The organism is Clostridioides sp. LIBA-7602 (genome assembly GCF_056688945.1).
In genome coordinates, this window is record NZ_CP196991.1 from 1,848,382 (window position 1) to 1,874,148 (window position 25,767).

The 25,767-nt window shown below is 27.7% G+C and carries 26 protein-coding genes and 2 riboswitches; of the genes, 19 read left to right on the plus strand and 7 right to left on the minus strand.

Annotation, left to right across the window (positions count from 1 at the left end; genetic code table 11):
• Positions 1–141: 141 nt before the first annotated feature.
• The 9 genes from ACTG45_RS08810 (at position 142) to ACTG45_RS08850 (ending at position 6,725) form a co-directional block, all read left to right on the plus strand.
• Positions 142–870, plus strand: a complete 729-nt coding sequence (locus ACTG45_RS08810; RefSeq protein WP_479920184.1) for a DNA alkylation repair protein — start codon at positions 142–144, stop codon at positions 868–870.
• 13 nt (positions 871–883) lie between these two features.
• Positions 884–1,537, plus strand: a complete 654-nt coding sequence (locus ACTG45_RS08815) for a DNA-binding protein (RefSeq protein ID WP_021384450.1) — start codon at positions 884–886, stop codon at positions 1,535–1,537.
• A 25-nt stretch (positions 1,538–1,562) separates the two neighbouring features.
• Entirely contained in the window at positions 1,563–2,432 is an 870-nt protein-coding gene (locus tag ACTG45_RS08820) for a hypothetical protein (RefSeq protein WP_021384455.1), read from the plus strand.
• Between the two features lie 15 nt (positions 2,433–2,447).
• Positions 2,448–3,119 (plus strand): response regulator transcription factor, encoded by a 672-nt coding sequence (locus tag ACTG45_RS08825; RefSeq protein WP_021384463.1) that lies wholly within the window; start codon positions 2,448–2,450, stop codon positions 3,117–3,119.
• Positions 3,109–4,341, plus strand: coding sequence for a sensor histidine kinase (locus ACTG45_RS08830; protein WP_021384453.1), 1,233 nt, complete (start codon positions 3,109–3,111; stop codon positions 4,339–4,341). The genes ACTG45_RS08825 and ACTG45_RS08830 overlap by 11 nt, the downstream gene beginning before the upstream one ends.
• A 154-nt stretch (positions 4,342–4,495) precedes the next feature.
• Entirely contained in the window at positions 4,496–4,813 is a 318-nt protein-coding gene (trxA, locus tag ACTG45_RS08835) for a thioredoxin (RefSeq protein ID WP_021384467.1), read from the plus strand.
• A 16-nt stretch (positions 4,814–4,829) separates the two neighbouring features.
• Entirely contained in the window at positions 4,830–5,708 is an 879-nt protein-coding gene (locus ACTG45_RS08840) for an NAD(P)/FAD-dependent oxidoreductase (protein WP_021384469.1), read from the plus strand.
• 274 nt (positions 5,709–5,982) lie between these two features.
• Positions 5,983–6,351, plus strand: a complete 369-nt coding sequence (locus ACTG45_RS08845) for an ArsR/SmtB family transcription factor (RefSeq protein ID WP_021384477.1) — start codon at positions 5,983–5,985, stop codon at positions 6,349–6,351.
• Positions 6,352–6,353: 2 nt separating this feature from the next.
• A complete protein-coding gene (locus ACTG45_RS08850) occupies positions 6,354–6,725 on the plus strand; it encodes a NifB/NifX family molybdenum-iron cluster-binding protein (protein WP_021384449.1) in 372 nt (123 codons plus the stop codon).
• Between the two features lie 135 nt (positions 6,726–6,860).
• Here the strand turns inward: ACTG45_RS08850 and ACTG45_RS08855 are convergent, their stop codons facing one another.
• On the minus strand, positions 6,861–7,316 hold the full coding sequence (locus ACTG45_RS08855) for a hypothetical protein (RefSeq protein WP_021384474.1): 456 nt from the start codon (positions 7,314–7,316) through the stop codon (positions 6,861–6,863).
• Between the two features lie 38 nt (positions 7,317–7,354).
• Positions 7,355–8,620 carry an ArsB/NhaD family transporter gene (locus tag ACTG45_RS08860; protein WP_021384458.1) on the minus strand — a complete coding sequence of 422 codons (1,266 nt, stop codon included), beginning with the start codon at positions 8,618–8,620 and terminating at the stop codon, positions 7,355–7,357.
• A 468-nt stretch (positions 8,621–9,088) separates the two neighbouring features.
• Here ACTG45_RS08860 and ACTG45_RS08865 point away from each other — a divergent pair, with 468 nt between their 5' ends.
• Positions 9,089–10,540, plus strand: coding sequence for an alanine/glycine:cation symporter family protein (locus tag ACTG45_RS08865; RefSeq protein ID WP_021384479.1), 1,452 nt, complete (start codon positions 9,089–9,091; stop codon positions 10,538–10,540).
• A 196-nt stretch (positions 10,541–10,736) separates the two neighbouring features.
• Here ACTG45_RS08865 and ACTG45_RS08870 read toward each other — a convergent pair whose 3' ends face one another.
• Positions 10,737–11,165 (minus strand): hypothetical protein, encoded by a 429-nt coding sequence (locus tag ACTG45_RS08870; protein ID WP_021384496.1) that lies wholly within the window; start codon positions 11,163–11,165, stop codon positions 10,737–10,739.
• Between the two features lie 279 nt (positions 11,166–11,444).
• On the opposite strand from ACTG45_RS08870, the gene ACTG45_RS08875 reads away from it, so the two are divergent.
• Positions 11,445–12,074: a hypothetical protein gene (locus tag ACTG45_RS08875; RefSeq protein WP_021384480.1), complete on the plus strand. Its 630-nt coding sequence runs from the start codon at positions 11,445–11,447 to the stop codon at positions 12,072–12,074.
• Positions 12,075–12,228: 154 nt separating this feature from the next.
• On the opposite strand, the gene ribH is transcribed toward ACTG45_RS08875, so the two are convergent.
• The 4 genes from ribH to ribD all read right to left on the minus strand — a co-directional run bounded on the left by ribH (position 12,229) and on the right by ribD (position 15,823).
• Positions 12,229–12,690: a 6,7-dimethyl-8-ribityllumazine synthase gene (ribH, locus tag ACTG45_RS08880; protein ID WP_021384489.1), complete on the minus strand. Its 462-nt coding sequence runs from the start codon at positions 12,688–12,690 to the stop codon at positions 12,229–12,231.
• 106 nt (positions 12,691–12,796) lie between these two features.
• Complete coding sequence (locus tag ACTG45_RS08885) at positions 12,797–13,990, minus strand: bifunctional 3,4-dihydroxy-2-butanone-4-phosphate synthase/GTP cyclohydrolase II (protein ID WP_479920185.1); 1,194 nt, start codon at positions 13,988–13,990, stop codon at positions 12,797–12,799.
• 22 nt (positions 13,991–14,012) lie between these two features.
• A complete protein-coding gene (locus ACTG45_RS08890) occupies positions 14,013–14,678 on the minus strand; it encodes a riboflavin synthase (protein WP_479920186.1) in 666 nt (221 codons plus the stop codon).
• A 32-nt stretch (positions 14,679–14,710) separates the two neighbouring features.
• Positions 14,711–15,823, minus strand: a complete 1,113-nt coding sequence (gene ribD, locus ACTG45_RS08895) for a bifunctional diaminohydroxyphosphoribosylaminopyrimidine deaminase/5-amino-6-(5-phosphoribosylamino)uracil reductase RibD (protein ID WP_021384494.1) — start codon at positions 15,821–15,823, stop codon at positions 14,711–14,713.
• 133 nt (positions 15,824–15,956) lie between these two features.
• A riboswitch (FMN riboswitch) is annotated at positions 15,957–16,078 on the minus strand.
• Positions 16,079–16,265: 187 nt separating this feature from the next.
• Here ribD and recQ point away from each other — a divergent pair.
• The 8 genes from recQ (at position 16,266) to ACTG45_RS08935 (ending at position 25,654) form a co-directional block, all read left to right on the plus strand.
• On the plus strand, positions 16,266–18,749 hold the full coding sequence (gene recQ / locus ACTG45_RS08900; RefSeq protein WP_021384497.1) for a DNA helicase RecQ: 2,484 nt from the start codon (positions 16,266–16,268) through the stop codon (positions 18,747–18,749).
• A gap of 88 nt (positions 18,750–18,837) precedes the next feature.
• A riboswitch (TPP riboswitch) is annotated at positions 18,838–18,949 on the plus strand.
• Between the two features lie 140 nt (positions 18,950–19,089).
• The gene (thiC, locus tag ACTG45_RS08905; RefSeq protein WP_021384490.1) at positions 19,090–20,391 is read left to right on the plus strand and encodes a phosphomethylpyrimidine synthase ThiC; all 1,302 of its coding nucleotides are present in this window, start codon (positions 19,090–19,092) and stop codon (positions 20,389–20,391) included.
• Between the two features lie 44 nt (positions 20,392–20,435).
• Entirely contained in the window at positions 20,436–20,630 is a 195-nt protein-coding gene (gene thiS / locus ACTG45_RS08910; protein WP_021384492.1) for a sulfur carrier protein ThiS, read from the plus strand.
• A complete protein-coding gene (gene thiF, locus ACTG45_RS08915; protein ID WP_021384493.1) occupies positions 20,623–21,426 on the plus strand; it encodes a sulfur carrier protein ThiS adenylyltransferase ThiF in 804 nt (267 codons plus the stop codon). Before thiS ends, thiF begins: the two co-directional genes overlap by 8 nt.
• A gap of 62 nt (positions 21,427–21,488) precedes the next feature.
• Positions 21,489–22,259, plus strand: a complete 771-nt coding sequence (locus ACTG45_RS08920) for a thiazole synthase (RefSeq protein WP_021384485.1) — start codon at positions 21,489–21,491, stop codon at positions 22,257–22,259.
• A 16-nt stretch (positions 22,260–22,275) separates the two neighbouring features.
• Positions 22,276–23,379: a 2-iminoacetate synthase ThiH gene (gene thiH / locus ACTG45_RS08925; protein WP_021384500.1), complete on the plus strand. Its 1,104-nt coding sequence runs from the start codon at positions 22,276–22,278 to the stop codon at positions 23,377–23,379.
• Positions 23,380–24,081: a thiamine phosphate synthase gene (locus ACTG45_RS08930; protein WP_021384491.1), complete on the plus strand. Its 702-nt coding sequence runs from the start codon at positions 23,380–23,382 to the stop codon at positions 24,079–24,081. It abuts the gene before it with no gap.
• A gap of 178 nt (positions 24,082–24,259) precedes the next feature.
• Positions 24,260–25,654, plus strand: a complete 1,395-nt coding sequence (locus ACTG45_RS08935; RefSeq protein WP_021384495.1) for a YfcC family protein — start codon at positions 24,260–24,262, stop codon at positions 25,652–25,654.
• Positions 25,655–25,767 lie beyond the last annotated feature (113 nt).

Below are 25,767 nucleotides of genomic sequence, written 5' to 3' on the forward strand. Positions count from 1 at the left end.
TATATTGCAATAAGTATTAGTTTAGTTTAAATTTTAAATTTGAAAATTTAGTATGTTTTTGGAAAAGCTTCTGATAGTTGGAAGCTTTTTTTTATAGATTTTTATGTTACAATAAGAAAAAAGGAATTAAGGAGTAAATAAATGATATTTAGTAGGGAAAAATGGAATAAATTAGATTATAAGAAACTCCTAGAATATATGAAATCTATACAAGATACAAAATATAGAGACTTTAATAGAAAGCTCATACCAAATACAGAAAATATAATAGGTATTAGGATTCCTATTTTAAGAGAACTATCGAAAGAAATAAGTAAAGGGAATTGGAAGGAATTTTTAGATATAGCAGAGGATACATATTATGAAGAAACTGTATTGCAAGGTATGGTAATTGGCAATATAAATAACAACTTTGAAGAATCTCTATACTATATAGAAAGGTTTGTACCTAAAATTAATAATTGGTCAGTTTGTGATGGATTCTGTAGTGGTTTAAAATATACGAAAAAATATAAAGAAAGCATGTATGATATACTTAAAAAATATGTTTATTCAAAAAATCCATGGGAAATTAGATTTGCATTAGTTATGTTTTTAATATATTATGTTGATGATAAACATATTAAAGAAATCTTTGAATACTGTAACAATATACAAAGTGAAGAATATTATGTTAAAATGGGTATGGCATGGTTGCTATCAATTTGTTTTATTAAATATGAAAAAGAAACATTTTTCTATATAAAAAATAATAATTTAGATGATTTTACTTACAATAAAACGTTGCAAAAAATAATTGAATCCAATAGAGTAGATTTAGAAAAGAAAAATATAATAAGAGGTATGAAGAGAAAGACAAGAAGATATTGACGGAGGAGTATTAATGAATAACAACGAGGAAAGAATTGACAAATTTTTAGAACTACAAAGTAAAGGAATTAAGTTTACAGAGATAGCTCAAAGTCTAAAAATTAGTCAAAGTACTTTAAGAACTTTTTTAAATAAAAAAGGATATAAATCAGAAAAAGGTAAATACATATTAAAAGACGAATTAAATTATAATGAAAATCTGGATAAGATAAACTTAAAAGAAGAAAAAATAGAAAAAAATATAAGTAATAGAAAAAAAGTAAGCACCAAAAAAAAGACTTCTAATGAAAAGGTTTTAAGTAAAGACATTGAACAAATTAAGTTTAATGATACAGATTTAAAAAATACAAAATCAAAAAAAAATGTTAAGCCTAAAAAAGATAGAAAAATAAATATAACTCAAGAAGACTTAGATAAGCTCTGTGAAGTATATGATTGGTATCTAGAAGTAAAAGATTACAATATAAAGCCAAAAAAAATATATAATAAAAAAGATGTACATATAGATAATGAATCCATAGATGAATTAAAAACAACAAGAATACGTATAGATAAAGAAACATGGAATGATTTTGAAAGGCTTTGTAGTAATTCCAATTTTGAAAAACACCAAATACTTACACAAGCATTGAAAGAATTTATGAAAAAATATAAAAATCTACTATAAAATATTACTATATGAGGTGCTTAATATGAATAAAATAGTAAAAAAATCAATTTTTTTAATGATTACATTAACAATATTTATTTTTACACTGACAGCATGTGAAAAAGATGAACAACCTGACTCAGCCGATATTCAAGCTGAAGACAAGGATGATTCAGCTGATATCCAAGTTGAAGATAAGAATGAGGTAAAAATAGACAAGGAAAATGCAAAAGCATTGAATATAGGGAAATCAGAAATTACAAATGTAGATGAAGGAGATAAAGTAGACACATCAACAAAGATAGAAAATAATTCAACATTTAATATATCAAATATTGAATTAATATATAATGAGTATGATGAGAATAAAAAAATTATTTCCTCAGATAGTAAGGCTGTGCTAGACATGACTTTAATGCCTGGTAAAGTTGCTTATGTAGAGTGTGGGCATAAAACTTTTACAAAGGGTGTAGAAGTTTATGCATATGAGTATGAAGCAGAGGGTAAGATTGTATATGTTAATTTAAAAGAAAATACTATTGATATAAGAAAAAATAATATTAAGCTAGAAAATAGTAGTCAGTATGAGGTATTATCTACATCAGAACTTAAAAAAGTAAATGAATCAAAAGAGGGAATTACATATCAAATAAAAGTAAAAAATTCATCATCAAAAGATTTAGGAAATATTATCCTTAAGACAGCAGAAGTTAATGAAAATGGAGAATATTTAGTGGTAAATCGTGTACCATCATATAAAATTTTAAAAGCTTCAGAAGAAACAGATATAGATATATTGTGCTCAACAAAAGCAAAAAGTGTTGAAATAGTAGGATACACATATGATGATATAAAAGAAAAAGCCAATGTAGATATTGATTTAAAATCTCATAAAGTTAAGATAGACAAATAAAGGTAGGGGATATTTATGAAGGTTTTGATAGTTGAAGATAATAAGGTACTTTTAGAAAGTGTAGTAGAAGAACTCAGTAAGCATTTTGAAACTGAAAAATGTGAAGATGGAGAAGAAGCCTTATACTTGGTTAATCAAAATATATATGATTTAGTTATTTTAGATTTAATGCTTCCTAACATAAATGGAATTGACATTTTAAAGAAGATGAGGGTCAATAATATAGATACACCTGTGCTTATATTGACAGCCAAAGAAGCATTAGATGACAAAGTAGAAGCATTTACCATAGGAGCTAATGATTATTTGACAAAACCTTTTTATATGGAAGAATTAGTAGCAAGAGTGTATGCTATATTAAGAACTAATGGAAAGATAAAAGAAAGAAATGGAATAGAATTTAAATCTTTATATTTGGATACATTAGAAAAAAGAGTGTATATTGAAAAAGAAGAAGTAAAGTTACAAAATAAACAGTTTAACTTGCTTGAATATTTTGTATTAAATAAGGGTTCAATTTTACTAAAAGAACAGATTTATGATAGAATATGGGGAATTGATTCAGATGCAACCATTGAAATAGTTGAAGTATATGTAAGTAACCTAAGGAAAAAACTCAGTAAATATGGATATGACAAATATATTAAAACTAAACGTAAGGTAGGATATATATTCGATGATAAATAAGAATGTATTTACTAGTACTAAAAATCACCTAATAAAAATGTATATTGTTGTAGTAGGTAGCTTTTTAATAATATTTTCTATATTTATATACTCATATTTTAGAGGATTGACATATAGTGGAATTGATAGTGAAATAAATGATGAGCTTGAATATATAGTTTCTCAATTTAAAAGAACTTCATTTTTGAATCCCATAAGACTTAAAGACCCAAAAGATATGGTCTATGTATATGAAGATGGTAGAATAAGTTACTATACTCAGAATGAATATTTTGATGAGTTACTTCCAGATAGAAGATTAGATAAGAAAAATTCATTTTTTAAATATACAGAAAATGGATATACCTTTAGAGAATTAAATGTAGATGTAGGTAGATATCAAATACAAATAATTAGAAATATCGACTCTGAGATGAATTCTCTAAAGCAACTTACATCTGTTCTTATAATTGGAATACTGATTTCTGTAATAATTACTTACTTTGTTGCGGTGTATCTTACTAGAAAAGCTTTAATTCCAATAGAAACTGCGTGGAGAAACCAAGCTAAGTTTATACAAGATGCTTCCCATGAATTAAGAACACCAATAACAATAGTTTCATCAAAGTTAGAAAGTATGTTAAAATCCCCAGAAAGTACAGTAAATGACGAAGTTGAAACAATAGCTACGGCAATGAAAGAGACTAGAAGACTTAAAAAAATGATAACTGATTTATTGTCTCTTACTAAAGAAGATTCCATTGTTAAAGTCAACTTAGAGGAAGTAGATTTGGAAAGATTACTGGAGGAAATATCAGAAGATTATATTGATATTGCTGAGTTTCAGGAAAAAAGATTTATATTTAATTCTAAACTTAAGAATAAGATTATAATAACAGATAAAACTAAATTGAGACAGCTTATATTAATTTTTATTGATAATGCTTTTAAATACACAAAACAGGGTGATGATATAGTCTTAGAATTAAAGGAAGATATAGAAGATGAGGTAACTTTACTTATAAGTGATACTGGTATAGGTATAAAAAAAGAAGAAATACCTCTTATATTTGATAGATTTTTTAGAAGTGAAAATGTAAGAAATAAAAATTTGGAAGGCTCTGGAATAGGTCTTTCAATAGCTCGTATGATTAGTTTAAATTTGTCTATTGACATAAATGTAACTTCAGAGATAGGTTTTGGAACTACATTTGAATTATCAATACCACAAAAGTTAAAATAATAAAAATATAAAAACCTGTTTTTAGAAATAAAGAATGGGTATACTAATTAGTATAAAATAAAATATAAAAAGACCCTATAAAAGTAAAATTATATTTATGAAATTCATAGTATAATTGTATAGGGATAATTAAAGTTTATAGGAGGATTTAAAAATGGCTAAAGTTATAAATACATCTGAATTTAGAAGTAGTGTTGAAGGTAGTAAAGGAGTAGTTGTAGTGGATTTCTTTGCAACTTGGTGTGGACCTTGTAACATGTTAGGGCCTGTATTTGCAGAATTAGGTGAAGAAATGAAAAATGAAGCTAGATTTGTAAAAGTTGATATAGATGAGAGTTTAGAAATAGCTCAACAATTTAGTGTATCTACAGTACCAACTATGATTATATTCAAAGATGGAGAACCAGTAGAAACACTAATTGGATTTATGCCAAAGAACAAAATTGAAATGAAAGTAAAATCATATTTATAAAAAATGGGTGAATATTATGAGATATGATATAGCTATAATAGGCAGTGGTCCTGCTGGATTGTCTGCTGCTATAAATGCGAAAATAAGAAATAAAACAATTATCATGTTTGGTAGTGATAATTTAAGTAATAAGCTTGTTAAAGCTCCTTCGATAGATAATTATTTAGGTTTTTATGATATAAGTGGAGATGAATTAAAAGACAAGTTTAAATCACATATAGATAGTATGGATATTTCAATTGAAAATAAAAGAATAAATAATATTTATGCTATGGGAGAATACTTTGCAATAATGTCTGGAAATGATATGTATGAAGCTACTACTGTAATTCTTGCCACTGGTGTGGAATACACTAGACCAATTAAAGGTGAAGAAGAGTTTTTAGGAAGAGGAGTAGGGTATTGTGCTACATGTGATGCACCACTTTATAGAAATAAAAAGGTGGCAGTTATAGGATATAATGAAGAATCTAAGGAAGAAGCAAATTTTTTAAGTGAATTAACTTCAAAAACTTATTTTATACCTATGTACAAAAAAGAGAATCTTATGAGAGGTTCAGATAACTTAGATGACTCTATTGAAGTTATACACGATAGACCAGTACAGATAGATGGAGATAAACTTGTAAACAAAATATCTTTTAAAGAAAACCACATTGAAGTTGATGGAGTATTTGTTATAAAAGATAGTACAGCTCCAAGTGCATTGATTCCTGGAATAGAAATTGATGGTATCCATATTAAAGTTGACAATAATATGAATACTAGTATAGATGGATGCTTTGCTGCTGGAGATTGTGTTGGAAAACCATATTCTTATATAAAAGCAGCTGGGCAAGGTCAAATAGCAGCTTTAAACGCTGTTTACTATTTAGATAAATTAAAGAGAATTTAATATTTATATTGAGTAACTTTTTAAACATATTTATAAAAACTGTCTTAAAATAATTTTGTTATTTTAAGACAGTTTTTTATTTATAAATGATTCTTATTTAAATTATTTTAAAATATATTTTTAAGTATCTTCAGTATAAAAATTTTCAAAGTTGTAATAGAAAATATTTAAATTATTTATAATATATTCCAAAATTTTAAAATAATGGTTGAAAAAACTAATTAAGAGTACTATAATTTAATTAAGTAATTACTTAATCAAAAAAGAGGTACTTATGGAAAACTTGGTTAAAATATTTAAAGCATTGAGTGATGAAACTAGACTTAACATACTTATATTAGTATCTAAGAGAAATATATGTCAAAAAGGAATTTCTAAATATCTAGGAATTTCAGATTCTGCTGTTTCGCAACATATAAAAATATTAAAAGATGTTGGTATAATAACAGGATATAAAGAAGGGTACTATGTTTTATATCATATTAATAAAGAATCATTTAATATATGTGTAGATTTTATAAAATCTATGTTAAGCAATTCTAGTGAAAGCTTTATAGATGTATTTGATGTAAATACAATACATTTAGGATGCAGTAAAGAATGTAAGTCCATTAAAAAATGTTGTAAGAGAAGGGAGAAATAGTAATGAAAGTATGTATACCAGTAGAAGAGAATAAAGGATTGGATAGTAAACCATATGGTCATTTTGGTTCTGCTCCAATTTTTGTTGTGTGTGATTTAGAAAGTGGAGAAGTTAAATCTTTAGATAATGGAGATTTAGACCATGAGCATGGAAAGTGTCAACCACTAAAAGCATTATCAGGTACAGCTGTAGATGCAGTAGTAGTTGGGGGAATAGGACAAGGTGCTATAGTTAAATTAAATGGCATGGGAATCAAAGTTTATAGAGCAGAAGCCGATACTATAAGTGCTAATTTAGATTTACTTAAAAATGGAAAATTAGTAGAATTTCCATCAAATCATACTTGTTCACATGATGGATGTGGACATCATTAAAAACAAAATAGCTGATGAAGCCACAGGCTTCATCAGCTATTTTATTTTTTTAATAAATAAAGTTTTGTATTTTCAATACTCAAATTTAAGCTTTTATGATTTTTAGTAGAGTCTAAAATTTATAGGTATACTAACTTAGATTTTTTTTGTATGTTGTTCTATATAGTTAATATCATTTAGTATGTCATTAAGTTCTTTATTGAGTGTTTTTAAATCATCACCATCTACATTGTAGTTTAAAAATAGTTCCTCTACATTATCAATGATAGAATTAACTTTTCTAGTAACTTCAACAAAGGTTTTAAAGTTACTACTATTCTTAGCATTTAAAAATTTGTTTAAATCCTTTGATATAAATGATACTATTTCATATTCATCATTAAACAGACCTCTACCAATAGGATATGGTTCAATTCTTTGTAAAAAATATTGATCTTTAGCATTAATATTATAAGTATAAGATATTTCCCAATTGTCTCCTAAATCAAACTTGATAAAATACAATGTACTACTTACTTTTGATATTTTTGTTGCTCCAAGTTGCCTTAAAAGAACTTCAATTGAATCTCCTTGAACAGTATTAATATTCATATATACACATCCCCTTTAGTATTATTATACTATATTTTTTAAAATTTTATAATTAAATAAACAGTAGATATAATAATAGATATAATCATAAGTGGAAAACCTATCTTGAAATACTCTTTAAAAGATATAGGATGCCCATGTTTATTACCTATACCTGCTAATACAACATTAGCAGATGCTCCTATTAGTGTACCATTTCCTCCAAGACAAGCTCCAAGTGAAGTCGCCCACCATAATGGCATGACATCAATACCTTCAGCTTGCATAGTCAAAATAAGTGGAATTAATGTTGCAACAAATGGAATATTATCTAAGAAAGAAGAAACTATTGCTGACAACCATAATATTAATAACATTGTAAATACAAGATGTCCTTCTGTAAGTCCAATCAACGCTTGAGCTAATTTGTTTATTATGCCAACTTCTACTAATCCACCAACTACTACAAATAATCCCATAAAGAATAAAATTGTAGACCATTCAATACCTGCCATAATTTCATCTACATCTTGTTTTCCTATAAGAAGCATTATAGATGCTCCTGCTAGTGCAACGACAGAAGAGTCTATGTGGATTGTACTGTGAAACATAAAACCAAAAAGTATAAATGCTATTAATATAAGACTTTTTATAAGTAAGGGTTTATCTTTGACAGATTTTTTTTCATCGAGTTTTAATATCGCATTCTTAGCTTTTTCATCTACAGTAAGTTCTTTGCCATAAATAAATTTGAAGCATACTATAGTTATAGCAAGTATTACTATAACAGCAGGACCTAGATTTATTACAAAATCCATAAAACTAAGATTAGCGGCACTACCAATCATAATATTTGGAGGGTCTCCTATAAGAGTAGATGTTCCTCCTATATTGGAAGCTAAAATTTGTGTTATTAAAAATGGAACTGGATTAAGTCCCAATATTTGTGTAATAACTATAGTCATTGGACCAATAAGTAAGACAGTGGTAACATTATCTAATACAGCAGATAAAATAGCTGTTATAATAGCAAAACAAATCATTATCTTCCACGGGTCACCTTTAGCTTTCTTTGCAGTCCAGATAGCTATGTATTCAAATAGTCCTGAATTTTTGACGACAGCGACAAACAGCATCATACCAACTAATACACCAATAGTGTTGAAATCTATATGGCTCAATCCCTCATCAAGTGTAAGTATATTGAATATTATCATTAATAGTGCACCACCGACAGCTGCTACAGAGCGGTTTACTTTTTCTGTAATAATAGCTGCCATAACTATTAAAAATATACATATAGCTATTATTTGTTGAAATTCCATAATATAAGTACCTCCATTTGTATTATTTTGTGTCTAATGCTAGTACTATATATAGTATTACTTTTTTATTGTTTTTTCAATGGATGTCTAAAAGTATATTATTTAACAAAGTTTTTGGAAAAGTGACAGAATTTAAAGAAAATTTTTGCTATTTAAATAAATTTTAAAATAATCTCACTACTAATAATATTAAACGACAAACAAAAAAATATACCTTTAAAAATAGAATTTATTGTATCTAATAGTAATTATAAAATATTAAATATATCTATATTATAAAAGTAATAAAAAAAACTTGATTTTGAATATAAAACTGCAATATATTAAAAAAATTATTCATTTCAAACCTTGTAATTTGATTTTATAAATATTATAATTAAATTAATGAATTTTTAACAAGGAATTATTCATTTTTTTGATTTTAAGATTTATTAAGAAAACAAAATTAAATAGGGGGTAATTAATATAATGGATTTTTTAAATGGTATTTTAACAGGCATTAATAATGCAGTAGTATTTGTGAACAATTACTTATGGTCGTATATCTTAATTATAATGTTGGTTGTAATTGGTATTTACTTTACTATTAAAACAAATTTTGTACAATTCAGATATTTTATAGAAATGTTTAGACTTCTGGGTGATGGTACAGCAAATAAAAATGCAAAAAAGGAAGGAAAAATATCTTCATTCCAAGCCTTTTGCATAAGTACATCTTCAAGAGTTGGGACTGGAAATATAGCTGGAATAGCAATTGCGGTAGTAGCAGGTGGTCCTGGTGCTGTATTTTGGATGTGGCTTATAGCATTAATTGGTTCTGCTTCAAGTTTTGTCGAGAGTACATTAGCTCAGATTTACAAAGTTAAAAATGGTCAAGCTTTTAGAGGTGGACCAGCATATTATATGGAGCAAGGTCTAAATAAGAAATGGATGGGTGTTTTATTTTCAATACTTATAACTATATGTTATGGTTTTGTATTCAACGCAGTTCAAGCAAATACTGTTTCACTTGCATTTAATAATGCATTTGGAGTAAGTAAAATGGCTATGGGAATAGGTCTTGGGATTTTAACTGCAATAGTTATTTTTGGTGGAGTACATAGAGTTGCAAAAGTTTCTGAGATAATAGTTCCTGTATTTGCAGGATTGTATATATTGGTTGCTTTAGCTATAGTTGGAATGAATATAACAGAGATACCAAGAATTATAACACTAATAGTAGAAAGTGCGTTTGATTTTAAAGGAATGGCAATTGGTACATTTATGGGAGTTGTAATGACTGGAGTGAAGAGAGGTTTATTCTCTAATGAAGCAGGTATGGGTAGTGCTCCTAATGCTGCTGCAACAGCACATGTAACTCATCCCGTAAAACAAGGTCTAATTCAATCTTTAGGTGTTTTTACTGATACTATAATCATATGTAGTTGTACAGCATTCATGGTATTATTGTATTCAGATTACGCTAGTAGTGGAGCAACTGGAATTGAGTTGGCTCAGGAAGCTTTAACTCATCATATAGGGCCAATAGGGAACATATTTATAGCAGTTTGTATATTCTTATTTGCATTTAGTTCTATAGTAGGTAATTATTATTATGGTGAGTCAAATATGGAATTTATGAGTGGAAGTAAGACTAAACTTAATATATTTAGAGTTTTCGTTGTAGGTATGGTTTTATTTGGTTCTCTTACTCAAGTAGATGTAGTTTGGAACCTAGCAGACTTATTTATGGCATTGATGGCTATAATAAACTTAATCGCAATATCGCTTTTAGGAAAGTATGCATTCATTGCTTTAAAAGACTATACAAGACAAAAAAAATCTGGAATAAAAGACCCTGTATTTATTGCAGATGAAATAGAAGGATTAGAAAATGTATCAGAGTGGCATAGTGAATTGCCAGAGGAACATTTAGGATAAAAAATTGTGAAACTATTTTGAGAGTTTAGAGTTTATATAATTTATATGAATATAATATTTAATTAGTTTATATTACTGGAATTTTTAATTCCAGTAATATTTTTTTATTATATAACTCAGGTGTTATTAAAAGTTTCTTTTAAAAATAGTTTATTTATTATAAAGTTTATCCTGAAATTTATTTTTTCTAAAATTACTATATAATTAAATCTTGTAAACCATCTTCAAAGCTTTCTAAGTAATTACAAAACATTCTAAACTCTTCTATAGTTTTGATTTCTTGTAAATTTCTTAAATCTATCATTATATTACTATATTTATGCAACATAAAACTCATATCATATATTTCACATTTAACAAATCCATCTTGATAACTGTATTTATAAGGTTCATATTTTGAAAAATTTGACTCAAAGTATTTTATTTTAGCATAGCACAATTTGTGTATGTTGAACAAAAGTGCCAGTACAGATTCTTTAACTGCAAACTTGTGTGTGAAGTATTTTATAGTATGGTATTTATCATGTTTAAACTCCCAAATTAAATTCTCATTTAAAGTAAGAGAATATTTTTTTATAAGGTTACGTTTATCTAGTGTTAAATCTTCTATTGAATATGTTTTCATAATTTATTCTCCTCATAAATATTTAATAAGTACTTATTAAATCATAGTATTTTATTGTTGCTTACTCTTAATTATATTGTATGGTAAATTAAAAAAATAATAAAATAGATAATTAGTATACTATTAATATGTGTTATAAATAAAAACAATAGCTTTAATAGTAATATATATATCTTTGTGATATTTTATATTTAGAGTCGTATTTATAATTATTTTAAGATTTTTAAAGTAACCTTGATTATTAATTTATATTTTAGAGGTTTTGAGGGGGGATGCAAATTGTTCAGTAAGAAGGAATATATTGTTGTAGTATGCCGTGATTGTTTTGTATTTTATAATAAAGATAATGGCTTAAAAGAGAGTGTATCATTTTCAATACAACCTATTCCAAATGTGCCTTTTTATCATTATCTATTTGAAGGAGAAACTGAAAAGTTTATTAGAGATATACAAACAAAAGTTTCTATTAAGAAATCAGCCTTGTACATATTAATTCCAGATGATGCATTAGGTATAGACATAAAAGTATTACAAGAATTTTTTATTCAGTTAGGATGTAGAAAAATAATTTTTTCTAAACAAAATATCCTTTTAAGTAATTGTGTGGAAGATTATATTTCAATATCATTTACAAGTAGAGTAGTTGCTATTTCGTATGTAAAAAGTGGAGGAGCTGAATCAATAGATTTTTTTGCTTACAATGAGTTTGATGTTAAGAATATATCTTATATTATTAAAAATTTACATAATGATTGTGTATATTCTGATTTAAAAATATATGTGAATAGTATAGGAATTTCTAATAATTATGAAGATATTGGTAAGATTGTTCAGGTAGATGGTATTGTAAATAATTTTAAAAAATTATATATTGAAAAAACACATAAAGATAGAATTGTTAGTATCTAAAATTATACGGCTTTATATACTTTAATAGGTAAGAGCTTGGATATATATTATATTTGAAATTATTGAGTACCAAAAGAACAAAGATATTTTGTCCTTTTGGTATTCAGTATTTTATATTATTTATACAGGTTTAACATTTAATTAATGACACTATTTAATCTAGAGATTTAAATAAATTTACCATTTCCAATGCACTCATAGCGCAATCATAACCTTTATTTCCAGCTTTTGTACCTGCTCTTTCAATAGCCTGTTCAATATTTTCTGTAGTTACGATTCCAAATATAACAGGTAATTCATTATCTAAAGATACTTTTGCTATCCCTTTAGAGACTTCGCTACATACATAATCATAATGAGATGTAGCTCCTCTTATAACACATCCTAAACAAATTATAGCATCATACTTACCACTTTTAGACATTTTTTGAGCAACAAGAGGAATTTCAAAAGCTCCAGGTACCCAAGCTATTTCTATATTTTCTGGAGAAACATCGTGTCTCAAAAGGCAATCTTCAGCACCTGATAAAAGTTTTGATGTTATAAATTCATTAAAACGAGAATTTATTATTCCTATTTTTAAGTCTTTTCCAATAAGTTTTCCTTCATATATCATTTTTTATTTCCTCCAATTTTATTTATGTTATAGATTTATATTTATAAATATTTTTAATATTAATTGCAAATAATTACTTAGTAGAAAAATATCTTTATATAACTATCTATATAATATCCAACAGATGTCCCATTTTATCTTTTTTAGTTTTTAGATATAACTTGTTAAAGTCATTAATTTCTTCATTAATAGGGACTCTATTTTCTATTTTTATTCCATATTTCTCTAACTGATTTATTTTATCAGGATTATTACTTAAAAGACTTATGCTTTTTATATTTAAATTTTTTAATATTTGAGCAGCCATATAGAAATCTCTCATATCTTCTTCAAATCCAAGCATTAGATTTGCTTCCACAGTATCATAACCTTCTTCTTGGAGTTTATAAGCTTTAATTTTATTTAAAAGACCAATACCTCTACCTTCTTGTTTCATATAAATTAAAACACCATTTCCATTTTCTACAATTTTCTTCATAGAAGATTCTAATTGCAATCCACAATCACATTTTAAAGAGTGGAACACATCACCTGTTAAACATTCGGAATGAAGTCTAACTAGAGTATTTTCTTCCTTTATATCTCCATAAGTAAGTGCAATATGTTCTTCGTCTGAATAAGTATCTTTATATCCTATGATTTCAAAATTACCGTATTTTGTTGGAAGGAAAGCACTAGACACCTTTTCTATAGTAGTTTCATTTAATTTACGATATTCTATAAGGTCTTTTATAGTTATAATTTTCAAATTGTGTTTTTCTTTGAAAATCATTAAATCATCAACTCTTGCCATTGTACCATCATCTTTCATTATTTCACAAATAAGACCAATTTCTTTAAAACCTGCAAGTCTAGCTAGGTCTAGAGAAGCTTCTGTATGCCCATCTCTGACAAGAACTCCACCAGTTTTTGCAATTAAAGGAAAAATGTGACCAGGAGTTTTGAAATCTTTACTTGTAGAATTCTCATCACAGAATAATTTTACAGTTTCAGCTCTCTCATATGCAGATATACCAGTTAGAGTATCTGCACCATCTATAGTAACAGTAAAGGCTGTTTGAAATGTGTCTGTATTTTCTCTAACCATAAGAGGTATATTTAAACTTTTAAATTTTTTTTCAGTAGCAGGTAGACAAATTAAACCTCTACCATATGTAGCCATAAAATTTATTGATTCAGGGGTAGCCATCTCAGCTGCCATTAGTAAATCTCCTTCATTTTCTCTACCTTCATCATCAACAACGATTACCATTTTCCCATTTTTTATATCCTTAATAGCTTCTTCAATAGTATTAAACATGTAATTCACTCCTTTATTATTTTTAAAAACCATTTTTAAATAAAAAATCTTTATCTATATTTGATTTATAGTTAATACTATTGGAATTTAATTCCTTGTAGTTATTAACCATAAAACTATTAACATACTTTCCAATTACATCACTTTCTAAATTAACAAAGTCTCCAATATTTTTTGTTAAGAGAGTAGTGTTCAATTTAGTATGAGGTATAATAGAAACTTTAAATATTTCATCATCTAAATATGATATAGTTAAGCTTACACCATCAATGGCAACAGAACCTTTAAGTATCATTGATGATAAAAGTTTTTTAACTGGTCGTATGCTTACTAAAACTGCATTTTCATCTTTTTCAAACTTACAAATAGTACCTTTACAATCAACGTGGCCTGTTACTATATGACCTCCAAATCTCGAGGAAAGGGTCATAGCTCTTTCAAGGTTTACTTTGTCATTTGTATTTAAGGAACCTAAATTTGTAGAACGAATTGTCTCCATCATAACATCTGCTGTAAACTCATTTTTTCCTAGGTTTGAAACAGTTAGACAAACCCCATTTACAGCAATACTATCTCCAAGGTTTGTACCATCTAATATTTTGTTTGATAGTATGGTTACTTGTCCGCTTTTGCCATTGGAAGTAATTCTTTTAAGTATTCCAACTTCTTCTACTATGCCAGTAAACATTATGACCTCCTTTATACATATATTCATAAAATTTAATTTAAAACATCAGATTCTATCAAAATATCTCCATCTATTAAAGTTACATTATTGATTACTAATTGTGTTGAATCTGATAGATGATTTACTCCTTCTCCAGAAACGAATGTAGGTGCGTCTTTACCACCTATAATTTTAGGGGATAAAAATAATTTGACTTTATCAACTAATTTATTTCTAAATAGACTATCATTAAGTGTAGAGCCTCCCTCAACTAGGACAGAATCAATGTTTAATTCTCCTAATTTATACATTACAAATTCCAAATCTACTAAGTTATTTTTCTGAGGAGAAATTATGACTTCAACATTATTTTCTCTTAATATTGATAATTTTTTACTGTCTTTACAACATGTGAAAACTATAGTTTTACTAGTTTTATCCTCAACCAAATTACTATTAATTGGCAATTTTAGGTTTGTATCTATTACTATTCTTGTAGGGTGAGATATTTCATCTTGATTAAGTCTACAAGTTAGTAAGGGATTATCATTTAAAACTGTGTTTATGCCAACCATTATACTATGATACTTATTTCTGTATTTATGAGTTAGGTACCTTGATGACTCATTAGATATCCATTTTGATTCTAGTGATTTTGTAGCAATTTTACCATCTAGACTTACTGCTGATTTTACAATACAAAGAGGTCTTTTATTTTTTATGTAATAAAAAAATATTTCATTTAATTCTCTTGCTTCTTCTTCTAATATTCCTACAGTAACATCAATGTTGTTATCTTTTAATTTTTTTACTCCATTACCACAAACAAGCGGGTTTGGGTCTAGTGTAGATATGACAACTCTTTTAATCTTATTTTGAATAATTTTATCAACACAAGGAGGTGTTTTTCCATAATGAGAACATGGTTCTAAATTTACATAAAGAGTAGAGTCTTTTAGGCTTTGTTTAGTATCGTTTATAGCATTTACTTCAGCATGATTAGAGCCAAATTTCTCATGATATCCTTTGCCTATTATCTCACTATCTTTAACAATTACACATCCAACTAGTGGGTTTGGATTTGTAAAACCTTCTCCTTTTTTAGCCAATTCAATAGCTTTTTTCATATAATAAATGTCTTTTTCTTTTTGATTTACAAAATTCAAAATATGTACACCTCCTGTTTAATTAGATAATTTTTAAACAAAAAACCCTGAGAATTAACTCAGGGTTTAGAATAATCTACAATAAATGTTTAATAAGAGTACAACAAAATTGCTCTACAAAAAAACTCATTAAACATATCTTCTTCCATCCAGACTTTACTGTCGGCTTTGGAATTTAACCAAATCAACCAAATTTTACCTTGGCTCGCGGGCTGTACCGCCGATTGGGAATTTCACCCTACCCCGAAGATTAAGTATTAAATTTATATTTAGAATGTATCATAAATTATTTTACTTTGCAAACTATTTTTTTCAAAAAATATGTTAATATATAATATAGAATGTCTATAAACTTTGGAATAATGCGATTGTGAATATAAAAATAAAAATTTGAACATAATCAGGAAAGAAGTCTAATTAATTTAAATTAGGAGAGAAATATATGAATAAAAAACCTTTAGAAATATTATCAAAATACTATGGATATACAAGTTTTAGAAAAGGTCAGGAAGCTATAATAAATTCTATTTTGAGCGAAAAAGATGTACTAGCTATAATGCCAACTGGAGGTGGTAAATCCATCTGTTATCAACTTCCAGCGTTGATATTAGATGGAATGACAATAGTAATTTCTCCACTCATATCTCTTATGAAAGACCAAGTGGATGCTTTAAAGGCTATGGGAATTAACGCAGCTTTTATAAATAGTTCATTAAGTAACAAAGAATTCAATGAAATATTAAATAACATTAGAAAAAATAATTATAAAATACTCTATATAGCTCCAGAGAGATTAGATGCACAGGAATTTCTTGAACTAATAAATAATAACAACATAAGTCAAATCGCAATAGATGAAGCGCATTGTGTATCTCAATGGGGACATGATTTTAGGTTGAGCTATAGAAGGATTTCCGATTTTATAAAGAATTTGCCTAAAAGACCTATAATTACAGCATTTACAGCAACAGCTTCAGAAGAGGTACGAGCTGATATAATAAATTTATTGTGCTTAGAAAATCCAGACTGTTATATAACAGGTTTTGATAGAGATAACTTATCAATAAATATAGTAAAATCATCTAGTAAAAATAAATATATTTTAGATTATATTAAAAATCATAAGAATGAGTCTGGAATTATATACGTTGCAACTAGAAAGGAAGTTGAAAATATACATAATGGATTATCTAAGAGAAATATATCTGTGTCAAAATATCATGCAGGTTTATCTAAAAATGAAAGAAGTAAAAATCAAGAAGACTTTATAAACGATGATGTAGATATAATGATAGCAACGAACGCATTTGGAATGGGTATTGACAAACCTAATATAAGATGGGTTATACACTACAACATGCCCCAAAGTATAGAAAACTATTATCAAGAAATAGGTAGAGCTGGTAGAGATGGAGAAAAAAGTGAATGTGTGCTTTTATTTTCTCCAGGAGATGTACATATACAAAAATATTTAATCGATATTGGAGTTGAGAATCCTGAAAGAAAATTGTTTCAACATAAGAAGCTTCAATATATGATTGACTTGGTTTACAGTAATTCATGTTATAGAAGGACAATATTGAATTACTTTGGAGAAAACTATATAGAAGATTGTAATAATTGTAGTAACTGTTTAGTAGAAGGTGAAATAGTAGATAAGACTATAGATGCTCAAAAAGTCATTTCATGTGTAGCTAGAATGAAAAGAAGTTATGGCGTTACTACTATTGTAGATGTACTTAGAGGTTCTAAAAATAAAAAGATTTTACAACTTGGACTAAACACCTTATCTACATATAATATTATGAGAGATTATTCAAGTGAAGATTTAAAGAACTTTATAAATACATTGGTTTCTCATGGTTTCTTGGATTTGGTTGAGACTTTAGGTAATGGAAATAGAGGAAGTTTTCCAACAATAAGATTGAATGATATGTCTATGAAAGTTTTAAAAGGTCAAGTGAAAGTAGAATTTAAAGAAATTGTGATTACAAAATCATTAGAGGTAGAAGATGAGTTATATAGTGTATTAAGAGAGCTTAGACACTCAATTGCAAGTGAAGAAAGAATAGCTCCATATATGGTATTTGGAGATGGGACACTTAGGGCTATGTCTAGTAGTTATCCAGTTAATAAAGAAGAAATGTTAGATATATCTGGAGTAGGGGAAATTAAGTATCAAAAATATGGTAGAGACTTTGAAACAGCAATTAAAGAATATGTCGAAAAAAATAATATAACTAAACAATATAAAGAAAAAAATGTCGATTTAGAGAGTGTTAATAGTGAATTCTTTGAGGTTAATTCAGATAATGCTCTATATGAAAAACTATTAAGCATTAGAGAAGAATATGCAACAAAAGAAAAATTACCTCCATATATGGTTTTATCCAATAAGGCTTTGAAAGAAATAAGTGGAAGATATCCGCTTGATGAAGAGCAACTGAAAGATATTTCAGGTATAGGTGGGGTAAAAATTGAAAAGTATGGAGCTAGTATTTTAGATGAAGTCAAACAATATGTAAAAGAAAATGATATTAATGTTATTTGGGATAAAAAGGGTAAAAGGAAGCTAATACTAGATGGAGAAAGTAGAAAAAATAATGAAATAGCATTAGATTTATTAAATCAAGGAAAGGATATACAAAGTATTAGTCAAGAAATAGAGGTTTCATTATCAACCATCATTGGATATGTACATGATTATGTAAAGGATGGAAATAGTATAACATTTGAATTAGAATTAGAAAATTTCTATGATGAAGATGAAAAGAAAATGATTTTAGAAGTTTGTGAAAAAGTGGGATATGATAATTTAAATAATATAAAAAGAAAACTTCCAGATTCAATAAAGTATGAAAAAATAAGAGCTGTGATGCTTGATTCTTATCTTAAAAATTTAAAAAATGATATTATGTCAGAGTAATTTTTAACATATTCAAAAATAAAATTTGTATTATTGTGTTGAACTAATATTTTTGCTGTGTTATACTGAATTTGTAAAAATAATGAAAAATTAGAGCTAGGGGCGCTAGAATTGGCTAGCTGAGAGATAAAGCCGTAACTTACAAACCCTAATAACCTGATCAAGATAATGCTTGCGAAGGGAAGCTTTTAATATAATTTTGTTACATAAATAGACAAATTATTTAATTTTAGGGAAAATTTGTCTAAGTGTATATATGATTATAAGAGTGCTTTCCAAACAAGGAAAAGCACTTTTTTTATTTTCAAAAACTATAACTTTAATCTTGGAGGATTGTAATATGAATTATACAACACAAATGGATGCTGCTAGAAAAGGCATAATAACTAAAGAAATGGAAATCGTTTCTCAAAAAGAGCAAGTAGATGTGAATGAATTAAGAGAATTAATAGCAAATGGACAAGTTGTTATACCTGCTAATAAAAATCATAAATCTTTAAGTGCAGAAGGTGTAGGTAAAAATTTAAGAACAAAAATAAATGTAAATCTAGGAATTTCAAGAGATTGTAAGGATATAGAAAAAGAACTTGAAAAAGTTAGAGTAGCAATAGACATGAAAGCTGAAGCTATAATGGATTTGAGTAACTATGGTAAAACTAGAGAATTTAGAGAAAAAGTGGTTGAAATGTCACCTGCAATGATAGGTTCAGTACCTATGTACGATGCAGTGGGATATTTAGAGAAAGAATTAAAAGATATAACAGAAGAAGAGTTTTTAAATGTAATAAAACAGCATGCGATTGATGGAGTTGACTTTATTACTATACATGCAGGTCTTACAAGAAATGTTTGCCAAAAGATAAAAAATCATGAAAGATTAACTCATATAGTATCTCGTGGTGGTTCTCTGTTATTTGCATGGATGGAATTGAATAATAAGGAAAATCCTATTTACACTAATTTTGATAAAATATTGGATATATGCGAGGAATACGATGTTACATTGAGTTTAGGAGATGCTTGTAGACCTGGTTGTATAAAAGATTCTACTGATGGTGTTCAAATTCAAGAACTTGTAGTATTAGGTGAACTTACTAAGAGAGCATGGGAAAGAAATGTACAAGTAATGATAGAAGGACCTGGTCACATGGCTATTGATGAGATAGAAGCAAATGTAGTATTAGAAAAGAGATTGTGTCATGGAGCACCTTTTTATGTTCTTGGACCATTAGTTACAGATATAGCACCAGGTTATGACCATATAACAAGTGCAATAGGAGGAGCTTTAGCATGTGCTAAAGGAGTAGACTTTTTATGTTATGTAACTCCAGCAGAACACTTGAGATTACCTAATTTAGATGACATGAAAGAAGGCATAATAGCTGCAAAAATAGCTGCTCATGCAGGAGATATAGCTAAAAATGTTAAAGGTGCTCGTGAATGGGATAATAAGATGAGTAAGGCTAGAGCTGATTTAGACTGGTGTGAGATGTTTAGACTTGCAATAGATCCTGAAAAAGCCAAGAGATATAGAGATGAATCAACTCCTACTCATGAAGATAGCTGTACTATGTGTGGAAAAATGTGTTCAATGAGAACGGTTAAGAAAATATTAAACAATGAGGAGCTTAATTTAATATAATTTATGACTAGAATAAAATAAATTTAAAAAGAGGAGGTGATTTAGTGAAGGTTAATGGGAAGGACATTGAATTTAAAGAAAAATTAACTATAGTAGATTTATTAAATAAATATAATTTAAAAAATGATAGAGTTGTAGTCGAGGTAAATCTAGAAATAATTGAAGAATCTAACTACAGTACATATGTATTAAAAGATGAAGATATTATAGAACTTATTAGCTTTATTGGAGGTGGTTAAAATAAAAATATTTGTAAATGAATTATTAACAGATGTTGAAGAAAATACAACTGCCTACAAAGTTAGAGATAGTTACAATCATAAATGTGACGTATTAGTGTTAAATGGATATCCAATTAAAACAGATATTCCCCTTTGTGAGAACGATAAATTAACACTTATACAAAAGGGAGTCAAGCCATCATTTGATGAGTTGGAAAGCTTGTTGATTGCTAGACATACTCCTAATACACATAATAAGTTAAAAAAAGGGAAGGTTGCTATATTGGGGTTAGGGGGACTTGGTTCCAATATAGCTATCTCTTTAGCAAGAATTGGAGTGGGGGAACTTTTACTTATAGACTATGATGTTGTAGAACCGTCTAATTTAAATAGACAGCAGTATTTTATTGATGATATTGGAAAACTAAAAACTGATGCTATGATAGAAAATATAAAAAAAATAAATCCTTTTATTAAATTAAGTAAACGAGATATTTTTTTAAACAAACATAATATGGATGCTATTAAAGATTCGGATTTGATAATTGAAGCATTTGATGATGCTTCATGTAAGGCACAGGTTTGTAACTATGTATTAATCAATTTAAAAGATAAATATCTAATAGCATCATCAGGTATGGCAGGATACTATGATTCAAATATAATAACTACTAAGAAGATAAAAGACAAGTTTTATATATGTGGGGATTTTGTAAACGAAGCTAAAATTGGTGAAGGTCTTATGGCTCCAAGAGTCGCTATCTGTGCAAACCACATGGCAAACTTGGCAACACAAATACTTATAGATATGTAAATACTAAAAATAAACATAAAAAAGATTGAATATTAAAAAAATTGCACATGGAGGGAAATAATATGGATAAATTGGTACTTGGTGGACATGAATTCAGTAGCAGATTATTGGTTGGAACAGGTAAATATGGTTCAAATAATATATTGCCTGAGGTAATAAAAGAAAGTGGAAGTGAAATAATAACGATGGCACTTAGAAGAGTAGATTTAGATAACAAACAAGAAAATATATTGACATATATTCCAAAAGAAATGACAATACTTCCAAATACATCAGGAGCTACTAATGCAGAGGAAGCAGTAAGAATAGCTAGAATATCTAGAAAAATGGGATGTGGAGATTTTATAAAAATAGAAGTAATATCGGATACTAGATATTTACTTCCTGATAATGAAGAAACTATAAAAGCTACAAAAATACTTGCTGACGAAGGTTTTATAGTTCTTCCATATATGACACCAGACCTTTATGCTGGAAGAAGACTTATAGAAGCAAATGCAGCAGCAGTTATGCCTCTTGGAGCTCCAATTGGTTCAAATAGAGGTCTTCAAATGAAAGAAATGATAAGAATAATGATAGATGAATTAGACATACCAATAATAGTCGATGCGGGTATTGGGAAACCATCTCAAGCTATGGAAGCTATGGAAATGGGAGCTGATGCTGTACTCGTTAACACTGCAATAGCTTCAGCAGGAAATCCTGTGCAGATGGCTAGGGCATTCAAACTGGCTGTAGAAGGTGGAAGAGAAGCATATCTCGCAAAAACAGGAAGTGTATCAGAATTTGCAAACGCATCTTCTCCTTTAACAGGTTTTTTAGGCAATTTATAGAAAGTGGTGATTGGTGATGAGTTTTTATGATGTAATAGAAAAATATAGAGATTTTGATTTTGATGGATATTTAAATAATGTTACAGATAATGATGTTTTAAGAAGTTTATCAAAGGACAAGCTTGAAGATTTTGATATATTAAATTTGCTTTCTAAAACTGCTGTAAAACATTTAGAAGCCATGGCACAGAAAGCACATAAATTAAGCGTTCAATATTTTGGAAAAACAGTATGTTTATATACGCCAATGTATATAGCAAATTATTGTGTCAATCAATGTGTTTACTGTAGCTATAATATAAAAAGTGGAATAAAAAGAAAAAAATTAACAATGGATGAAATTAGACAAGAGGGAAATGTAATTTCAAAAGAGGGTTTTAAACATTTGCTTGTTTTGACTGGAGAAAGTAGTTTTCATTCAAGTGTAGAGTATATAGGTGAAGCTATAGAAATATTAAGAGAGAAATTTCCATCTATAGGTATAGAAGTCTATCCAATGGAAGTAGAAGAATATAAGTATATTGTAGATAAAGGTGTTGAAGGTTTAACAGTATATCAAGAAACTTATGATGAGGAAATATACAAGAAAGTTCACATAAAAGGGCCAAAATCAAATTATAAATTCAGATTAGATGCTCCTGAAAGAGGGGCAAAAGCAGGGATGAGGACTTTATCAATAGGTGCACTTTTAGGGCTAAATGATTTTAGAAAAGAAACCTTTTTTACAATATTGCATGGGAAATATTTAAAAACAAAATATCCTCATATTGAGCTTTCATATTCAACACCAAGAATGAGACCTTTTAAAGGATGTTTTGAAGAATTAGTAGATATAAGTGATACTGATTTAGTTCAAGCTATGGTATGTATGAGATTATTTGACCCTCATGCAGCAATAAATATATCAACTAGAGAAAATTTAGAAATGAGAAGTCATATAATACCTCTAGGAGTAACTAAATTGAGTGCAGGTGTCTCTACTGATGTAGGAGGACATTCTCAAGATGAACATGATACTGCCCAATTTAAAATAAATGATGAAAGCACTGTTGCAGATGTAGAGAAGATGTTAAACTCAATTGGATATCAACATGTATTTAAAGATTGGGAAAGATTTTAGATGTATTTAATAACAAACAGAAAATTAGTATATAGTGAAGAAAGATACTTAGATGTTATTAAAGAATCTATATTGAGTGGTATAAAAAACATTATAATAAGAGAAAAAGACTTAGAATATGAAGAATTAAATAAACTATATATGAAAATAAAAACCAAAATCAATTATGTAGATTTGAAAGAACAAATATTAAATGAAAACTTGAAGATTAGTACAAATCAGAAAGAAAGTATTAATAAACTTAAGGTTAACTTTATAATAAATAGTAATATTGAATTTTTTGAAAAAACAGATTGCCAAGGGATTCATCTTCCTTTTAAAGTATTCTTGGACTTAATTGAAAATAATTACAGTTTTAATAAAAATAAAATACTAGGATTATCTTTACATAAAATAGATGAAGTAGAATATTTAGAAAAATTGATAAGAAATAAAAATATAAAAATAGATTACATAACTTTATCGCATATATATGAAACTAAATGTAAAGAAGAACTACATCCAAAGGGAATTGAGTTTTTAAAGGAAGCTAAGAAGATTACTGATATTAAGATAGTTGCACTAGGAGGAATTTTACCATCTAATGTCAAAGAAACATTAAAATACTGTGATGATTTTGCTGTAATGTCAACTATAATGAAATCTAAAGATATTAAAAAAACAATCTCAAATTATAATGAAAAAATTGAATTACTAAAATAGTATATTGAATCGTTAATTTAAAGAAAAATAAAAAAGCTATCTTTTAAAATTTAAAAGATAGCTTTTTTATTTTATATCTTTGCTAATAAAAAATTGTAAAAAGGGAAAACTTTAGTCAGAGAGATTAAACAATATCCTAAAAATATTTAAAATTTAGTAAAGTATGGAGGACATTATAATGACTGACAGTAAAAAGAAACGATTTATTATACCACACACTTTTACAATAATATTTTTACTAATAGTCTTAATGGCAATATTGACTTGGATAGTACCAAGTGGTGAATTTAGTAGAGAAGATGTAGAAGGTAGAATGGTAGTTGTACCAGGGACTTATCAAAGTGTAGAAAGTAATCCTCAAGGATTTGCAGATGTTTTTAAAGCACCAATAGAAGGTTTTATTGATTCAGCAGAGGTTGTAGGATTTGTCTTAATAGTTGGAGGTGCTTTTGGTATTGTAAATAGAACTGGAGCTATAGAAGCAGGAATAGCATCAGTTATATCTAAGTTTAAAGGAAAAGAACTTCTTATAATTCCAATATCAATGATTTTATTTGGACTTGGAGGTACTACGTTTGGGATGGCAGAAGAAACATTACCATTTTATATGATATTTGTTCCGCTTATGACGTCCTTAGGATATGATTCTCTAACCGCCATAGCAATTGTATTTATAGGAGCAGCAGCAGGAGCCGCAGCTTCAACAATAAACCCATTCTCGGTTGGTATTGCACAGGCACTAGCACAACTTGCACCGGGTTCAGGAGTAGCATATAGAGTAGTTATTTTTATAGCTTATATATTAATAAGTATAGCATTTGTTATGTATTATGCTAAGAAAGTTAAAGAAAATCCTGAAAGTTCAATAGTGTATGAAATAGATAAAAATAACAAGTCAATACTTAATCAAACTTCAACAGAAATAAAAGAATTTACTTTTAAAGAAGTATCTGTTCTTGCTATATTTGGAATAGGTATGGCGATAATGATTTGGGGTGTTTTAAGTCAAGGATGGTACATTCCAGAGATATCAATGTGTTTTGCTGCTATAGGTGTACTTTCTGGTTTGGTTGGTAGATTATCTCAAATTGAAATTTCAGAAAGTTTTATAGATGGAGCAAAAGATTTAGCATCAGCTGCTCTTGCCATAGCCTTAGCTCGTGGAATCGTAATAATTGCTCAAAATGGATTTATAATAGATACTATATTAAATTCCGCAGCAGCTTTTTTAGGCGGACTTCCAAAAGTTATATTTGTATATTTATCTTTCTTCTTGGAAGCTGCATTGGCATTTTTAATTCCATCATCTTCAGGTCTTGCTTCACTTACAGTACCTGTACTTGCTCCTCTTGGTGATTTAGTTAATATATCAGCTCAGGTAATAGTAACCGCTTATCAATTTGGGGTAGGTCTTACAAACTTTATAACTCCAACTTCAGGGGTATTGATGGGAGCACTTGCAGTAGCTCATATTCCTTTTTCAAAATGGGTTAGATTTATAATGCCTATATTGTTGATTTTAACAGCTGTATCTCTAGTTTTCTTAACAATAGGTATATATATAGGATTTTAATTAAAGATAGTTTAATTTAATATGTTTAGAAATTATATAAAAAACCAAAAATATGATTTTCAATAAATTGCCACTAAATTACTTAGTGGCAATTTATTTTTTATATAATAAAT

Excerpts from the sequence above, each read along its gene's own strand:
- ACTG45_RS08930 (WP_021384491.1), top strand. The coding sequence starts at position 23,380 with ATGTATTTAATAACAAACAGAAAATTAGTATATAGTGAAGAAAGATAC.
- ACTG45_RS08935 (WP_021384495.1), top strand. The coding sequence starts at position 24,260 with ATGACTGACAGTAAAAAGAAACGATTTATTATACCACACACTTTTACA.
- ACTG45_RS08810 (WP_479920184.1), top strand. The coding sequence starts at position 142 with ATGATATTTAGTAGGGAAAAATGGAATAAATTAGATTATAAGAAACTC.
- ACTG45_RS08885 (WP_479920185.1), bottom strand. The coding sequence starts at position 13,990 with ATGTTTAATACTATTGAAGAAGCTATTAAGGATATAAAAAATGGGAAA.
- ACTG45_RS08860 (WP_021384458.1), bottom strand. The coding sequence starts at position 8,620 with ATGGAATTTCAACAAATAATAGCTATATGTATATTTTTAATAGTTATG.
- ACTG45_RS08870 (WP_021384496.1), bottom strand. The coding sequence starts at position 11,165 with ATGAAAACATATTCAATAGAAGATTTAACACTAGATAAACGTAACCTT.
- thiH (WP_021384500.1), top strand. The coding sequence starts at position 22,276 with ATGAGTTTTTATGATGTAATAGAAAAATATAGAGATTTTGATTTTGAT.
- ACTG45_RS08920 (WP_021384485.1), top strand. The coding sequence starts at position 21,489 with ATGGATAAATTGGTACTTGGTGGACATGAATTCAGTAGCAGATTATTG.
- ACTG45_RS08815 (WP_021384450.1), top strand. The coding sequence starts at position 884 with ATGAATAACAACGAGGAAAGAATTGACAAATTTTTAGAACTACAAAGT.
- ACTG45_RS08855 (WP_021384474.1), bottom strand. The coding sequence starts at position 7,316 with ATGAATATTAATACTGTTCAAGGAGATTCAATTGAAGTTCTTTTAAGG.
- ACTG45_RS08845 (WP_021384477.1), top strand. The coding sequence starts at position 5,983 with ATGGAAAACTTGGTTAAAATATTTAAAGCATTGAGTGATGAAACTAGA.
- ribH (WP_021384489.1), bottom strand. The coding sequence starts at position 12,690 with ATGATATATGAAGGAAAACTTATTGGAAAAGACTTAAAAATAGGAATA.
- ACTG45_RS08840 (WP_021384469.1), top strand. The coding sequence starts at position 4,830 with ATGAGATATGATATAGCTATAATAGGCAGTGGTCCTGCTGGATTGTCT.
- ACTG45_RS08830 (WP_021384453.1), top strand. The coding sequence starts at position 3,109 with ATGATAAATAAGAATGTATTTACTAGTACTAAAAATCACCTAATAAAA.
- ACTG45_RS08820 (WP_021384455.1), top strand. The coding sequence starts at position 1,563 with ATGAATAAAATAGTAAAAAAATCAATTTTTTTAATGATTACATTAACA.
- recQ (WP_021384497.1), top strand. The coding sequence starts at position 16,266 with ATGAATAAAAAACCTTTAGAAATATTATCAAAATACTATGGATATACA.
- ACTG45_RS08865 (WP_021384479.1), top strand. The coding sequence starts at position 9,089 with ATGGATTTTTTAAATGGTATTTTAACAGGCATTAATAATGCAGTAGTA.
- ACTG45_RS08850 (WP_021384449.1), top strand. The coding sequence starts at position 6,354 with ATGAAAGTATGTATACCAGTAGAAGAGAATAAAGGATTGGATAGTAAA.
- trxA (WP_021384467.1), top strand. The coding sequence starts at position 4,496 with ATGGCTAAAGTTATAAATACATCTGAATTTAGAAGTAGTGTTGAAGGT.
- ACTG45_RS08825 (WP_021384463.1), top strand. The coding sequence starts at position 2,448 with ATGAAGGTTTTGATAGTTGAAGATAATAAGGTACTTTTAGAAAGTGTA.
- thiC (WP_021384490.1), top strand. The coding sequence starts at position 19,090 with ATGAATTATACAACACAAATGGATGCTGCTAGAAAAGGCATAATAACT.
- ACTG45_RS08890 (WP_479920186.1), bottom strand. The coding sequence starts at position 14,678 with ATGTTTACTGGCATAGTAGAAGAAGTTGGAATACTTAAAAGAATTACT.